Here is a 15,190-nt window from a genome sequence, read left to right on the forward strand (position 1 = left end):
CCCAGCCTAGACCGATCCTCGCCGGAGGATGTCCCACCCGGTTGAACGAACGCGCCCGGCAGACCAGCTACCGGTCTCGTCGAGGTCCGGCTCAGCGCAGGCCGTGGGTCTTCTTGTATTCCAAGGCGTAGGCGAGCTTGCCGGGCTTGGCGTCGGTGTAGGGCTTGCTCAGCTTGCCGAACTCTCCCTTGCCCGCGGCCGCGCCGTCGTTCCAGTCGTCCAGAGCGCCGAGGTCCGCGGCGGTGAAGCCGCTGTCCACCACCGAAGACTTGGGCAGTGCCACCATCGCCTGTGTGAACGACTTGACCGTCGCCAGGTAGCTCGTCAGGTCGCCGGTGTTCCACTTGCACAGATCGACCGGCTTGGCGTCGCGCAACCAGGCGCCCCAGTAGAACTCCTGGAACGGCAGATCGCCCTGTGTATAGCCGATGTCACGGCCGAAGTAGAGCAGGCCGCGGTATCGGTCGTTGCCGAAGTTGGCCAGCCCCACGGAGGACGGCAGCTTGTTCACCTTGACCGGTTTGCCGTCGGCGTCGCGCAGCCAGACCCACTTGTGGTCCTTCATCCGCGCCCAGAAGTCCTGCCGGGTCAGCGTGCTGTAGTTCGCCAGCACCCGCAGCCGGACGTGCAGGTTCAGCCCGCCGTCGGGGGTTTCGGCGAACGAGGTCAGGGTGTGGTGGCCATCGGTCAGGAACGGCTCACCGCCAGGCCCGATCACGACCGTCTTCATGGCTCCGACACTTGCCGGTGTCTCCGCGCCGACCGCCAACTCGCAAGCGAACGAGGACGGGTCGTCCAGCCGGGCTCCCGGTGACACCGACGCGGCGGCGTTCCGGCCGTCGGCCTCGCACCAGTCGTCGAACTTCTTGTTGATCGCGTCCTTGCCGAGGGTGTAGCGGCCGAGCTTGTAGTAGACCTCGTCGTAGCCCAGCGACGGCTGAGTGGGGTGCACGTCGCCGATCCGCACGTCGAGCAGGTCACCGGCCTCGGCGCACAGGTAGCCGGAGTACGGTGCCGACCGGTTGTCGTGACCGCAGAACCAAGGCCGGGAGCCCGGCGCCGCACTCGCCCCCGTGCCGGCCAGTCCGACACCGACCGACGCGACGGCGACGACTGTGACGATCCGACCGAACCTGGTACCAATGCGCATGTTTTTACCCCGTACTCACGAAAAGACGTCTGAGAGACCCTGCGTCCCGATGCTGAACACCGTCCCACGGCCAGGTGACGAACAGGCGTATCCGCCGTGAACTGATGACGGGTTCACTTTCGCCATGAGCCGTAATGATTGGCTCTGGAGCAGGGCGGCGGCCTCCGGCCGCTCTGCTCCACCCGGCACGACCGCCGACATGGTCCTGTCCCTGGTCAACACACCACCGACCTCGCCCACCCCACAACCGAACAGCCGCCCGGCCACGGCGTCGCGGACACGCTCACCGACTCGACGTCGTCCGCGCAGCGTTGTTCGGGAAGGTGACGTGCGTGGCAGCGAGCGCCAGGTGCCCTGGCCAGTCGACAGGCACGTGACCCTGGCTCGGCGGCCGCGACAAGGCCGACTACGCCGGTTCCAGCCACCATGCTCTGAGCTCCGCGTAGGAGGATCGGATTCGGGTCAGGGTATCCATTTCCTTCTTGGCCACACGACAGGTTTCCAACTGAATACTCGCAGCTATTGCCTGATCGACATCAAGCTGAGGAGGTGGCATGAACCGTCGCCCCCTTGTCAGAAGGAACGATGCAGTCGAAATACCTACCCGACCTATATCAGAGAGAACTTTTCCCGGCGTCATCCTGGTCGCCGCGAATTCTCGCTCCGCGTCCGCAAGTGAATCACAGTCCGTCCCATATAGATTCGAGGTGAAGTCACCGAAGGCCGCGAGATGCTCATCTGCATGATCTGCCCATCTCACGACATTGCGCGATCCCTGCTCCCTGAGAATTGAGGCAGTGACCGCCGCCGTGGCCATGGCGTTGACATACAGTGCACGGAGTGCGTCAGCGTTCTTGTTCGGACTGGAAGGTATTTTCTTGCCAGCGTTCTGATTCATATCACGGACAAACATCGCATACGCGCCGGTAAGATGACCTTCGGCCACCAGCAGGCGGTCATGACGCTGCTGTTCACTGGTTTCATTTTGGGCATCGGAAAGCGATTGCTTCGCAGCGTCAATTTGTCCGTCCGCGAACATGGAAAGCGTGTTCGAAATCCCAGCCTCGAAGACGGCACCTCGGGCGATCCTCTTGGCCGCCACGCCGATGCCGATAAAGAGCACACTTCCCCCACCGGTAGCGGCGGCTTCACCGAAGGCTTTCGATGCCTTTGCAAGTGCGAGACAAGCATCGACGGTAAATGATGCCATGTCGCCAGGTGTGACACCAGACGGCTTGGGCATCGTAAACTCGAGAAGATCAGCGGATAAACCGATCTTTCCAGGGTTGCGTTCGGGATTGCTGACTGCGTCATCGACTCCCATCAAAACAGGCTACCACCTTGACAACGACGTGAGCAGGAATTGGATCAACAGCTGCCGTCACCTGACTTATGACGGTCAGCCGAATGTTGATATTGAAACCTTGCTCAACTCGATCGTGGCCACCGGAGCACGCCACTCACAACAGAACATAGTTGCATGAAAGACACCTACAGGTTGAGAATGTCGTCATCGACGCGCAGACACCCAGCCTCAGGACATGCGGCCGAGTCGCGAATGGTGCATCATCTCGGATGACGTGCATGGTCCGACGACACCCGAGGGATGCCTGTTTCATGGTCGGTGAGAACGCTGTCAGACTCGCGGTGCTGATCGACGCGGACAACGCGCGGCCCTCGATCACCGAAGGCCTGCTGGCCGAGGTCGCCAAGTACGGCACCGCGCACGTCAAACGCGCCTACGGCGACTGGACCGGCACCAACCTCAAAGGCTGGAAAGACCACCTGCTCGCCCAGTCGATCCAGCCCATCCAGCAATTCGCCTACACCACCGGCAAGAACGCCACCGACGCCGCGATGGTCATCGACGCGATGGACCTGCTCTACTCCGGGCGCTTCGACGGGTTCTGCATCGTCTCCAGCGACAGCGACTTCACCAGGCTCGCCGCACGCCTGCGCGAATCCGGCCTCACCGTCTACGGCTTCGGCGAACGCAAAACACCCCAGCCCTTCGTCGCCGCCTGCGACAAATTCATCTACACCGAGAACCTCGCCCACCCCCACAACCCCAACGCGCCAGTCGAAACGGACCCCAAGCCGAAAACCGCCACGGCCGCGGCACAACTGAAGGCCGACACAGCCCTGGTGAACCAACTGCGCAACGCCGTCGAGGCAGCCTCCGACGACGACGGCTGGGCCGCACTCGCCGCCGTAGGCAGCATCATCACCAAACAACGCCCGGACTTCGACCCACGCAACTACGGCTACCCCAAACTCAGCGGACTGATCACCGCCACCACCCTGTTCGAACAGGACCGCCGCACTCCCGGCGACGGCAAACCCGCAGTCATCTACATCCGCGACAAACGACGCCGCCCCGCCGAATAACCCACCGTCTGCCCACTGTCGACGGGAGCCGACAGCCAGGGCGGTCAGCCGTACGGAGCGAGCCTGGATCAGTACTTCCCGCTCGACAACATCGACGAGTAAGAGCTACGAGTCACCAGGCCAACGCCGGGCCGTCTCACATCATTCAAGTCGTGCGGCGAGGCGCTACAGCGGAAGCGTCCCCTCGCGTCCTCTATGTGTAGAAGACGTCCATGCCGAGGCTTCGCGCATGAACGGCCGCGAACTCGGGGTTCAGCCGCAGCCTCGCGACGACAACACCGGGTTCCTCCTGGTCGTTCGTCCGAACGTAGCGCCGCGTGTACACACCTGCGATCACCGCGACGCTGAGCGCGTGAAGGCAGAAGATCAGCCCGAGCTCGTCGTCGGACGTCCACTGGAGACCGTCGTCCCGGCTGTCGATGACGGCGGCTCGCCAGCGGTCGATGTCCCTGGCAAGCCCTAGATCGATCTCGTAAACTTGCGCATCCGGACTGGGCGCCTGAGACATCAGCATCTTTGCGAGTCCCATGATGCCGTCGTAGATGCCGTTCCCCGAGAGGCCGATCAGAATCCCTCCGAGCAGCGTCTTCCAGCGATCCTTCGGCGTTCGCTTCAGCGCGGCCTGAACCGTGTCTTGGACCGCCGTCAGGTCGACACTCTCCTTCTCATCAGCTTTCCAGCCGGCGACGAGTGCGGACAGCACGCGGTCCTGGTGCATCGGCGCGGGGTTCACCAGGTCCTTTCGAACCATGTAGTCGTAAACGGCGCCGGCGAGGCGGTCCAGATTCTCGCCATCTGACGCTTCCACTGCCGGCACACCGTCGCGCAGCCGGTCACCCATGACCTTGATCCACACGTCCGAATCCGGCGACGGCTGCTGATGCGTCGTGGGCGGGATCCACAGGTCATCGTCCTTTACCTGCTCGGCAAGCCTGTCCGGACGTTCTGTCACCGCGATGACCGCTGCGACGAACACGACTTCCGCGGTGGCGGTCACTCCCACTGAGCTGAGCACGACGCCCAGAACTGGTGCGAGCAAACACGGGAGCAGCAGCGCGCACAGTTTGTCGACCTCGGCATCGCGGCCTTTCTCTCCGGCAACGACGTCGGCCAGCCGGTCTACGAGGGTTCGTCGTTTGCTGCTGTCCACGATCGCTTCCCAGATCACGGACAGTTCGGCGGTACCGGCTTTCGGAGCCACCACCTGAGTCATGCAGTCGGACGACAAGAGCTGCATGACCAGCTGTGCGGCTTCTGCACGCGAAAGCAACTGGTCGACGCAGCCCTCCATCGCAACACTACCGCTCAGGTCGACCAGGAACCGTCTGGCGGACTCGCTCTCCAACAGCGCGGCACAGAGCTCGACGAACCTCTTGTCCTTCACCATTTCGACGACGAGCGATACGCCGTCATCGTCGCCGGCCAGCAGACGTACCAGCTCACGGCCGTCCTCGCCATGAGCGAGAGATTTGATGGCCGCCTCCGACCTCTCTGCCGCGAACAGGTCGACGAAGGCCTGAGCAGCCCACTTCCACTCTCTGCGGAGCAAGGTCAGGGCAAGGTCCCGGCCGCTTTCGGAACCCGCGATCCGGCTCCACAGCTTGCGCCCGGAAGTCGACGCTGCCAGACCACAGCTCAACTGGTTCACCCGCTCACCCACGAGCGGGAACGAACGGACAACAGAGTCGCCGACGCCGTCTCCGAGACGCAGCACCAGATAGTCACCGCGGTCGGTATCAGCCACCTCGTCGGCGAACGCCGAGACATCGAACCGCTTCATGATCGCCTCTACGACGAGATTCCCGGCCTTCGTCTCGGAGAGGTGTTCCGCCAGCTCCTCGGCTCGGGGAAAGGTGACCGCCCTGTCGATCATCGCTCGCATGGAGCCGCGGTCGACCGATAGCGCTCTGAGGGCGTAGCCGAACCGCTGAGAAGCAACAGCCGTGCTCGGCACGCTCTGCGAGTGCGACCGGAGTTCGGCTATCTCGGCCGAATCCTCTTCTCGCCCGCTGTGCTCGAACCTCGTCTGCAGCAGAGCGCACAGAGCTGCTCGCAGTGATGCCTTGTCTGAGACGTCGTCGGTAATGTACGTCAACGACGACCGTATGTGCTCCACAGCTTGGTCGAGATCGGACTCGTGATCGAGCGCACTGAACCTCGCCTTGTACAGCTCGGCCATGTTCACGAGGATCGCGGGGACCATCGGATGTACGTCGTAGAGCACGTCCAGCACGTCCGACGCGAAATCGACTGCGTGCTGTCCGAGCGACTCGTCCCCGCTCGAATGTGCGACTGCCAGGAATTCAGCGGCCAGAAAAGCGAAGTAGTGCTTGTCGAACTCCAGGCTGATGGGATCGTCGGACGATCGCATAATCAGCTTGACCGCATAGACCATCTCCGCGCTTCCCTCACCCGCCGACATGGCCTTCGCTCGGCACCAGTGAAGTCCTCCGGCCAGCTTGAGCAGTTCAGGGGAAAGTCCATCCGACAAGGAACCACTGCCGTAAATCGTCGACACCATCAGCTCAACGGCTTCCGGCTGTGTTATCGGGGCAGTGTCGCCCGCCTCGAACTTCCTGATCCTGTGATTCAGCTCGGCGACAGCCTCGTCTACCACACAGACCTCCGGAACCTCGCGGTCAGTTCGCCACAATCGAATCTAGGCTACGCAGTACGCTCGAATTCAGGCAACTCTGCTTCGTTATCAAACCGAGCTGACATTCCCACGGTCGAGGAATACAACAATTCACTGCGACGGCAGCCGACCGCCGTTCGTAGCACTTTCGCCTCATCCACAAGGACGAACCGCACTTCAGTACTGACGATGACCTCCGGTGGCGCCACCACGGCGGCCAACGGCTCCACCGACTATCGCCGCGACATCAGCTACCCGAAGCTGAAGCGTCTGACGTGCCCTTCCTTCAGAACTCCGCTCGCTGACTGCCAGTCGGGCAGATCAACATCGTTGGTCAGCAGGCGTAAGACTCGGTCTACCGTGAAGAGGCAATGTCCAGGTGTTACACGGCGCTATCGCAGGGGGTTCGCGATGATCTCGGCCGCCGCTACGTGATCACGACGCCCCCGCAACCAGCGTGAGCAGGACGCGACGACTCCAACGAGTTCCCCGGCCAGCTCCATCCGGATCCGCTCTGGTCTCGGTCAGCCAGAGCGCCTTGCTGGTCAGTCCTAAGGCTGGCATGCTGGAGCTACGGTCACCAGCGTGTGTCTGGGTATGAGGTCCATGACAACTCCGCGGCCAGCTGTGCATCGAACGATCCTTGTCGTAGATGTGGAAGGGTTCGGAGCCCGCCGCCGCACCAATCCACACAGGCTTGTAGTGCGGGATGGCCTCTACCGGGCTTTGCCGCAGGCACTGGGCAACGTCGGCGTGACGTGGACCGAGTGCGATCATGAAGATCGCGGAGACGGTGTCCTCGTCGCGATACCACCGACCGTGGCGAAGAGCGTCCTCGTCGAAGTCTTTCCCGACGAACTCGCCGCAGCGCTCTTGGAGCACAATCGGGCGCATGTAGCGGAAGAACAGATCAAACTTCGGGTCGCCCTGCATGCCGGAGAGGTTCACTACGACGATCACGGCGTAACCGGCGAGTCAGTCAACCTCGCGTTCCGACTGCTTGACGCTCCTGCACTTAAGGACGTACTCGCGAGGTCCGTCGGCGTACTGGCGTTCATCACCTCGTCATGGTTCTTCGACGAAGTCGTCCAGCACAGCCGGGCCGACAACCGCGACATGTACTACCGGGCAACGGTAGAGATCAAGGAGACGAAAACTGTTGGCTGGATCTGCCTGCCCGACGTTCCTCGTTCGCCCTTGTCTGTTCCATCTGAGGTGCCGCTGGAAACCGGCCGGATTCCGGCTCCGAGGCAGCTTCCCGCACATACTCCTTACTTTGTGGGGCGGGAGCACGAACTCGCCCAGCTCACCACATCACTTGACATCGCTGGTCAGGAGTCAGGGACTGTCGTCATCACGGCCATCGACGGCACTGCCGGTATCGGCAAGACCGCGCTGGCCTTGCACTGGGCCCACAAAGCAAAAGGCCGTTTCCCAGACGGGCAGCTCCACATCAACCTCCGGGGCTTCGACCTGGCGGCGCCGATCGACCCAGGTGACGCCCTCGCCGGCTTCCTCCACGCCCTGGGTGTCGACGCCCAGGCCATTCCCGCCGAGCTCGATGCCCAAGCGGCCTTGTATCGGAGCGTGCTTGCGGGGCGACGTGTTCTGGTGCTCTTGGACAACGCCCGCGGCAGTGAACAGGTCAGACCATTGCTACCGGGCAGCCCCACCTGCGCTGTGATCATCACCAGCCGCAACCGGCTGGAAGGACTCACGATGACCGAAGGAGCCCATCGCGTAACGCTCGACTTGTTGCCCGCTCACGACGCGATCGCGCTGCTGGCCAAGCGCATTGGCCGCCATCGACTTGATACCGAGCCTGATATGACGATGAAATTGGTCAACATGTGCGCCCGGCTTCCGCTGGCCCTGAACATCGCCGCCGCACGAGCAAATCCTCATCCGAAACTCTCCGTGAGTCAGCTGGTCGAAGAGCTGCGCAGCGAGCGCGACCGCTTGGACAGCCTCGATCTCGGTGACACGGACCTCAACCTACGGGTGGTGTTCTCACGGTCATACACCATGCTCCCATCGGACTCCGCACGCATGTTCCGGCTGCTCGGCTTGCACCCTGGGCCCGACATCAACCACCACGCATGTGCCGCAATCGCCGGTCTATCCCCAGGACCGGCCAGGGTCTTGCTACGGGAACTACGCAACGCGCATCTCATCGAAGAGCACACGCCGAACCGGTTCCGCTTCCATGACCTGCTTCGCTTCTACGCCGCCGAACAAGCCGAACGTGAGCCTGACCCGGTCAGAACCATTGCTGAACAGAGATTTCTCGACCACTACTTGTACACCTCACTCGCCGCCAACCGGCGCATCGACCCCAGCCGCCCACGCCTCGCCGGCGCCGACCCGAACCCCGATGCGCGAGCCTTGTCCTTTCCCGATTACGGCTCCGCGTGGCGGTGGTTCGACGCCGAACGCCATGTACTCATCGCTGCAATCGACTACGCCTACAGCCACGGTTGGCACGGTCATGCCTGGCAACTACCTTGGGCGATCGCGGTCTTTCTGCAACGGCAAGGCCTTTATCACCTCTACGCCACAACACAGAGCATCGCGGCGAGTGCCGCCGATCAGCTGGACGACAGGCATGCCTATGCCACCGCCGCGCGACACCTGGCCAACGCACATGTACGTCTGGGCAACTACACCGAAGCGCGCAAGTACGGCCAACACGCTCTTGATACTTGCCGTGAGATCGGCGACCGATACAGCCAAGCGCGCAGCCACCACGTCCTCGCCACGAGTTACAGCTGGGAAGGCAGCTACCACGATGCTCGACATCACTACTTGGAGGCCATCGCGCTGTTTCGCGAGATCGATCATCGCGGCGGACAGGCTGACACGCTCAGCTGGCTGGGACGAACTCACAGTCAGCTCGGTGACTACAACCAAGCCGTCCACTGCTGCCAATTAGCCCTCGCTCTATGCAGAGAGGTCGGTGACCATCATGCGGAAGCCACCTGTTTGGACAGCTTGGGCTACGCCTTCCACCACCTCGACAGCCACGACAAAGCCGTCAGCAACTACCACGAATCGCTAGCCCTGTTCCGCAGACTCGGCGATCACTACTACGAGGCGACGACTCTGCTCCACCTCGCTGACACCCACCGCGCCATGCGAAACCACCAGCCCGCGCAAGAAGCTCTGCTCGCCGCACTCACTATCTTTGAGCGCCTCCACCACCCTTTCGCAGAACGTGCCCGCAACGCGCTGACAGAACTCGGCTGACATCGCACGGCCTCGCCGGAAACACCGATCTTGGAACAGTCCCGCCCAAGGGAGGCTGTACCGGGGTGTCAGGCTTCCTTTTGTGCGATGCCGGCGAGGATGACGGATTCGCTGGGATCGTCGAATTGGATGGTGACGTCACGACCGGTGGATTCTTCGGGATGCCAGAGGGGGGTCCAGGTGACGCCGGGCGGGTGGAGGGTGAAGTTGCCGAAGAGGTCGGTGACTTCTTGGTGAGTACGCCAGATCGCGGGGCTGCTGAGGTTGTCGTAGAGAGCTTTGAGGTCGGCGAGCAGTTTGACTTGGGTGGCAGGGACGTTGTGGTTGGTGGCATGGGAGATAGCCAGGTAGGAATTCGGGGGGAGGAGTTCGCGGTAGCGGGCGACGACGCTGGCACCGATGTCATCTCTGTCGGTGTCGGGGTGCGCTGGGGGTTGCTGGAAATGCAGGACGGCGATGAGCAGCAGCGCGACGGGTTGGTCGAGATCGAGGATGCCGGTGTCGGCGATGGCGTCCCAAAGCCGGTCTGTATCGCGCATGTCAGCGTGGATGGCAGTGTGCCGGTTTTCGTCACCGTGTTCACGCAGGATGCTGCGGGAGTGGGCGACGGCGACGGGCTCGTAGTCGACGTAGACGACCCGAGCTTGTCCGGGAGCAAGGCGATCGGCAACCTCATGGGTGTGGCCCATGGTGGGCAGGCCGGATCCGATGTCGATGAATTGGCGTATGCCGGCTTTGACGAGGTGTCGTACGGCACGGTGCAGGAACATGCGGTTGGCGAGGGCGATGGACTTGACCATGGGATAGTCGGCGATCAGCTTGTCGGCGAACTGCCGGTCGATTTCCCAGTTGCTGGTGCCGCCGAGGGCGTAATCGTAGATTCGCGCCGGGCTCGGGTGTGTGAGATCGACACCAGGCGGGGGGAACTCTTCCTCATTGAGCTCGGACACGGGGCGTGTCTCCTTCCAGGTCGTGGTGTCGAAGATGCGCAGGGTAGCTGTTCAGATCAGGTGGGGTGCGGTGGGCGTGCGCACCCGGTCGCAGCCTGGCGGAGCAGGGCGATCGATTCCTTGGGACTGAGGGCGCTGTTGCGCATGGACTGCCAGGCGTCGAGGTGGTAGGGGACTTCTTTCTTGTCATGGGTGGTGAGGCCGTTGATCGATTCGTTGTAGGCGAAGTCCTGGTCGCTGTCGTCGAACTGGAGCACATGGAAGTCAAGTTCGGCATACAGTGGCCCGTCGTCGAACGGGACGATCTGAATGGTGACCGACGGGTGTCGTTCGGCCAGCTCGATCATGTGGCGGAGTTGTTCGAGTGCTACTGCCGTCCCGCCGATCTTGCGTGCTCTGCGGAGCCGATCGACCGCGCTCTCGCTGATGATGAAGTGGTAGTCGCGGTCGGGGTGCTGTTCGAACAGTTTCGTGCGGATCTGCCGTTCGTGGACGGCGTCGTCCACGTCGCTTCGCCCGCTCGCCAGGAACTGGTCGAGCATGTAGCTTTCGCACTGCAGCAACCCCGAGATCCGCTCGCCGGTCCAGCTGTAGATCGCCTTCGCCTCCCCTTCCGCGGTAAGGATGTCGCGGAACCAGCCGGGCGTGGCGGCGAGCCGAAACTCTGCTCGCACCCGCCTCGCCTCGGCAGCTTCGTTGAGCGCCTGCATGCGCTCGGCGTCCTCTGAGGTGACCTCGAGTGTGACGATGATCTTTTTCAGTTCCGCCGGCCGGATCTGCAGACTGGCGCGTTCGATCTTGCTGACGTTCGGTTGTGAGTAGCCTATAGCGTCGCCGAGCTCCTGTTGGGTCAGTCCCCGCGCACGCCTCGCGGCGGCGATCATGCGACCGAGTTCACGCTGTTGGGTCGCGACTGAGGGCGGTGGAACGAAACGAGCCACGAGATTGTGTCGTCCAATCGGCGGTGAAGTACTCCCCAATTGTAGGACACGGTTTGACCTCGTTCACCTAAGTGTGGCACGTCAATCGAGGTCATCAACCGTGTGAGGCTGCGGAAACCACGTGAGAACCAGCTGCGGGTTACTCCCTGTGGTTGCGCTGGAACTGCCCCGCGTTGGCCGCTTCGAGGAAGCGCTGCCATTCCTCGTCATCGAAGACCAGGACCGGGGAGTCGGGGTTCTTGCTGTCGCGGACGCCCACCAAGCCTCGATTCCCCAAGTTGACCTCGACGCAGGAGCCGGAGTTGGGCCCGCAGAGACGTGGGCGCTGCCACCCCTGATCAGCGAAGGCCCCGTCGACGTCGCAAGTTTCGTAAAACCTCATCACTGCCCCCTCGTCAAGAGCATTTGAAATGTTGGACTATTCTAGTTCCCAGCGTCGGACTTGACTATTCCAAGCGCAAGGGCATAGAGGGCTGCATGGCGGGATATTCACCCGAATGGCTCGTGTATCGGGCAGATGCTCGCACCAACAGACGAGCGCAGTCATCCCATCCTTTGCGGTGCTAACCATCTGTTCGTCGAACACAGGCCGGGAATGCGGCTCTGTCCCGAATCTGCCGATACCGTGGCCCGCGATTGCCTGGCCGGGCCCATGACTGGCGGGATCCGTCCGTTGCGTGGCCGGCGCCGGAAACACGTAGCATCTCAGCTCGCTGTGCGGTTCCGGCAAGGCGAGGTGTCCATCCCGCTGCTCGCCGGGAGGTGCAGCGCCGGCCGGACACGGTCCGGCCGTTGCTACTCAAGGCCGGTATCCAACTTCCCGGCATGACACGGCACCTGGGAGCATGCGCGGAGGCGCAGGACATTGACGTGCGCGCAACGGTGGTTCATCGATGCCGGGCCGGCGACGGCGTCGAGCTGCTCGTCGACGAGGTCGGGATATCCCGGCGCGCTGCTCGCCGAGTTCCGACTCAGGAAGGGTTGGGTATCGGACTTGATCCCATCTGCTCGACTGAGCAGACCATGCTGATTGTCAAACAGCACGAGGCAGGGCGAGTATCCGTGCGCCGGTCAGGCAGTGCGGCTGCTCCCATGGCACGATTGGCTCCGCGTTTCCGAATGCGCAGGTAGTCCTCCGCAACGCGGTAAACTGCCGACGGGGCCGTGCTGAGCTGAGGCAGGGCCGGTTCCGTGGCGGCATATAGGTGCAGAACCGGCCCCAGCCTTCACCTGGTCAACGCTTCTGGTCCGTCTCCGGGGTTCGGCCGTCGCGTCGGCGGCCCAGCGCAACAGCCAGCAAAACGCTGACGATCGCGGTAGGCACCGCGCCGATGCCGGCGAGGACACTTCGCGCGCTCAGGACGGCGCCGGCGAGCAGGAGCGTGAGTAAAACACTGGCCAGCAGCAATGCCCGCAACGTTCTGGCCGAACTGTCCACGATGTCCCCGATCAGCTCGATCACCGAGGGCACCGGTCGACGATGCGCGCCCCGCGCCCGTCGTGGCCCTGGGGGTGCCACGATGGGCAACTGTCGGCAAAACGCCGGAACGTCATCGGTGAAGATGATCGTGACCCGCGTCGGATCCGGGCCCGGTCGGGTGGTCTTCAGCGGCCGAGCCGGGTCGCCGTCCCTCTCGCCTGGCTTAGACGGTGGGACAGCCTCTAACATCGGCATGTTGTCAATTCCTTCGTTCACTAGCTGTTGGGCTGGCAACACAGGCGCGACTCCCTTGTGCGAGGGGGTCGCGCCGTTCTGTATATGAGGAAGCGAATCGTCACCAGAGGCAGCCCGAGCTGCCTCTGGCGACATGATGGCACCCCCTGATCTTCTGATGCACACGGGAGAAAGATCATTTGCAGAAGAGGTTTTGCGCCATGCGCATAAGGTGCGCGATGACCGCACTGAATGCAGATTTCCAGACATGAACACGGTTCACAAATCGTTCGAGTGAACGTGGATTCGAAAGTTACTCTTAGTTGCGATCAGGCCTCCAGCTTCACGGTATAGACAACTCGAACGGGTCTCGATGGCACTTGCTGCCGCGATCAGGGATTGACGGGCGAGCACGCACGAGAGTGATTCTGCACGTGCATCTACCCATGCAGACTAGGTGCAGGAGTGCGCAGTGTGTACATGCGAGGAGAACCGTGAATATTCCAAGGTATGGCGGAGCCATCGGAGGCACTGCCGGCAGGCGGCGTGATGTCCCGACAACTGTCACCAGTGACTTGGTTCGAGTAGCCATGCTGCCAGGCGCTGGGGCTGTCGACGCCCTGCCTCAGCCAAGGTGTGGGCGTTACTGCCCTCCCGTGGGACACCGGAAGATCAAGTGCCCCTGGGCCCATTCCGGTTCACGAGAGTCATCTGGTCGCCGCCCGGCGCTGGGGCTCGATGAGCATGGAGAAGGTCCAGAACGCCGTCGGCGACATCCCCAACCGGCACCCGACCGGAGATGTTTCGGTCATCTACGAGGTGTCCACGTGGAGCACCCCAGCGACACAACCGCCACGCCGGGATGGATCTTCATTGAGGCGATCCCCGGACGGCGCGAACTGCTTCGCTAGCATCCACGACGTGTCCACCGGGAACGCTGTGAAGGGAACGATGTGACTCTTTCAGGACTGCCTGACCTCGGCCAGGAGTAACGCATGACAGACGCACGACAGTCCTATGTCGACGAGGTGGCCCGCCTCGTCGGCTGGCAGCCTGGGGACTTCCGGCCCGAGGTGGACGGGGAAACTCTTGAGCGTGAGTTGGGTACTCCGTTGCCCGACGACTTCAAGGATTTGCTGACCCGCTTCCCGTCAGGGGCTTACCGGGACAGCATCGAGGTCGGCAACCCGGCACAAAGTGCCGATGCACTCGCGGACACCAAACGGCACAACGATCAACTCTTGGAGATCTTCGCCGACGAGTACACCGGCTACCTCAAAGGCGTGTCTTATCGCCTTTTCCCCGAGCCCGGTGGGCTGTACCCGTGGGGGCGCCACGACGCGGGTGGCACGTTCTGGTGGATCACCGATTCGGCCGACCCGAACACTTGGCGGATCGCCTACAACGACCGGGACGACTGGCACGAACACCCTGGGCCGATGTCCAAGGTCATCCACGAGATCCTGACAAGCACCGGCGAGGACAACATCCTTGGCTGGGACATGGCCGGGAAACCGGTGGACTTCACCGGTTTCGTCGGAGACCGGATGATCTACTACCCGGCGACGTGACGCACGACCGCCTAGTCCGGAAACCGAGACCACCGGACCTGGCCGTCAAGGCACCGCAGCGTCACCCCATCCCCCAGATCGTGTCGAGCACCGCGACTGTGACGCGTGTTCATGGCACATCGTGGCCCCTGACGACGTCGACATCTGCCGACCACATGCACCGACCGGAGGACGGGTGCGCCGCGCGTGGCCATACCTAGCCGGCTCTTCGCCCGGATCGGTCCGGTGTCGGAGATCAGTTCGTCTTACCGGTCGTTCGCCTGGATCACCCATGCGGAAGGGTCCCGCGCGCTCGGGTCGCGGACACGGTCAGTGAGCAGGAAGCCCGGCAGCTCCACCCCATACTCTTCGGTGAGCCGGAAAGTGCCGCCGAGCGCTCCAGGATCCCAGCCGAGGGCGAGCGCGCGCTCGATCAGGAACCGGACGTCGGCAGGCTCCGGGTACGAACCATCGGTCGCGGCCGGGGTCCAGCCCACGCTCATGGCCTTCGAGAGCAGATCGGCCTCCAGCGCACGGCCGTTCTTGCCGCCACCCCAGACACGCACCCTGACGCAGCGATGCCAGTCGACGCCGTCGCCGGCAACACCACGGCGTACTACTCGGTGACGGCTTTAGCCGACGATCCGTGACCTCCGGTAGCTGACGCCGGGCTCGA

At 62.9% G+C, this 15,190-nt stretch carries 11 protein-coding genes; 3 read left to right on the forward strand and 8 right to left on the reverse strand.

Going from position 1 to position 15,190, the window contains the following annotated elements; translation table 11 throughout:
• Positions 1 to 91: 91 nt before the first annotated feature.
• Together AMYAL_RS0104560 and AMYAL_RS49180 are read right to left on the reverse strand one after the other, a co-directional pair.
• Complete coding sequence (locus AMYAL_RS0104560; RefSeq protein ID WP_020630128.1) at positions 92 to 1,150, reverse strand: ParB/Srx family N-terminal domain-containing protein; 1,059 nt, start codon at positions 1,148 to 1,150, stop codon at positions 92 to 94.
• Positions 1,151 to 1,556: 406 nt separating this feature from the next.
• Positions 1,557 to 2,474 carry a hypothetical protein gene (locus tag AMYAL_RS49180; protein WP_143267621.1) on the reverse strand — a complete coding sequence of 306 codons (918 nt, stop codon included), beginning with the start codon at positions 2,472 to 2,474 and terminating at the stop codon, positions 1,557 to 1,559.
• A gap of 293 nt (positions 2,475 to 2,767) precedes the next feature.
• On the opposite strand from AMYAL_RS49180, the gene AMYAL_RS0104565 reads away from it, so the two are divergent.
• Positions 2,768 to 3,538: an NYN domain-containing protein gene (locus AMYAL_RS0104565; protein ID WP_020630129.1), complete on the forward strand. Its 771-nt coding sequence runs from the start codon at positions 2,768 to 2,770 to the stop codon at positions 3,536 to 3,538.
• Between the two features lie 193 nt (positions 3,539 to 3,731).
• Here AMYAL_RS0104565 and AMYAL_RS0104570 read toward each other — a convergent pair whose 3' ends face one another.
• Entirely contained in the window at positions 3,732 to 6,155 is a 2,424-nt protein-coding gene (locus tag AMYAL_RS0104570) for a hypothetical protein (RefSeq protein ID WP_020630130.1), read from the reverse strand.
• A 720-nt stretch (positions 6,156 to 6,875) separates the two neighbouring features.
• On the opposite strand from AMYAL_RS0104570, the gene AMYAL_RS45655 reads away from it, so the two are divergent.
• A complete protein-coding gene (locus AMYAL_RS45655; RefSeq protein ID WP_020630131.1) occupies positions 6,876 to 9,419 on the forward strand; it encodes a tetratricopeptide repeat protein in 2,544 nt (847 codons plus the stop codon).
• A gap of 68 nt (positions 9,420 to 9,487) precedes the next feature.
• Here AMYAL_RS45655 and AMYAL_RS0104580 read toward each other — a convergent pair whose 3' ends face one another.
• The 4 genes from AMYAL_RS0104580 to AMYAL_RS0104595 form a co-directional block, all read right to left on the reverse strand.
• Positions 9,488 to 10,369 carry an SAM-dependent methyltransferase gene (locus tag AMYAL_RS0104580; protein ID WP_020630132.1) on the reverse strand — a complete coding sequence of 294 codons (882 nt, stop codon included), beginning with the start codon at positions 10,367 to 10,369 and terminating at the stop codon, positions 9,488 to 9,490.
• 56 nt (positions 10,370 to 10,425) lie between these two features.
• Positions 10,426 to 11,253 carry a helix-turn-helix domain-containing protein gene (locus AMYAL_RS45660; RefSeq protein WP_020630133.1) on the reverse strand — a complete coding sequence of 276 codons (828 nt, stop codon included), beginning with the start codon at positions 11,251 to 11,253 and terminating at the stop codon, positions 10,426 to 10,428.
• A gap of 196 nt (positions 11,254 to 11,449) precedes the next feature.
• Complete coding sequence (locus AMYAL_RS0104590; protein ID WP_020630134.1) at positions 11,450 to 11,695, reverse strand: DUF397 domain-containing protein; 246 nt, start codon at positions 11,693 to 11,695, stop codon at positions 11,450 to 11,452.
• 849 nt (positions 11,696 to 12,544) lie between these two features.
• Complete coding sequence (locus AMYAL_RS0104595; RefSeq protein ID WP_143267623.1) at positions 12,545 to 12,772, reverse strand: hypothetical protein; 228 nt, start codon at positions 12,770 to 12,772, stop codon at positions 12,545 to 12,547.
• Between the two features lie 1,187 nt (positions 12,773 to 13,959).
• Between AMYAL_RS0104595 and AMYAL_RS0104600 the strand changes: the two genes are divergently transcribed.
• Positions 13,960 to 14,535, forward strand: a complete 576-nt coding sequence (locus AMYAL_RS0104600; protein ID WP_020630136.1) for an SMI1/KNR4 family protein — start codon at positions 13,960 to 13,962, stop codon at positions 14,533 to 14,535.
• Between the two features lie 245 nt (positions 14,536 to 14,780).
• Here the strand turns inward: AMYAL_RS0104600 and AMYAL_RS45665 are convergent, their stop codons facing one another.
• Positions 14,781 to 15,080: a hypothetical protein gene (locus AMYAL_RS45665; RefSeq protein WP_020630137.1), complete on the reverse strand. Its 300-nt coding sequence runs from the start codon at positions 15,078 to 15,080 to the stop codon at positions 14,781 to 14,783.
• Between the last annotated feature and the right edge of the window lie 110 nt (positions 15,081 to 15,190).

Source organism: Amycolatopsis alba DSM 44262 (genome assembly GCF_000384215.1).
GTDB classification, from domain to species: Bacteria; Actinomycetota; Actinomycetes; order Mycobacteriales; family Pseudonocardiaceae; genus Amycolatopsis; species Amycolatopsis alba.

Bases quoted from the DNA above. Each gene is read 5' to 3' on its own strand.
- AMYAL_RS0104565 (WP_020630129.1), top strand. From the start codon at position 2,768: ATGGTCGGTGAGAACGCTGTCAGACTCGCGGTGCTGATCGACGCGGAC.
- AMYAL_RS45660 (WP_020630133.1), bottom strand. From the start codon at position 11,253: ATGATCGCCGCCGCGAGGCGTGCGCGGGGACTGACCCAACAGGAGCTC.
- AMYAL_RS0104560 (WP_020630128.1), bottom strand. From the start codon at position 1,150: ATGCGCATTGGTACCAGGTTCGGTCGGATCGTCACAGTCGTCGCCGTC.
- AMYAL_RS49180 (WP_143267621.1), bottom strand. From the start codon at position 2,474: ATGGGAGTCGATGACGCAGTCAGCAATCCCGAACGCAACCCTGGAAAG.
- AMYAL_RS0104600 (WP_020630136.1), top strand. From the start codon at position 13,960: ATGACAGACGCACGACAGTCCTATGTCGACGAGGTGGCCCGCCTCGTC.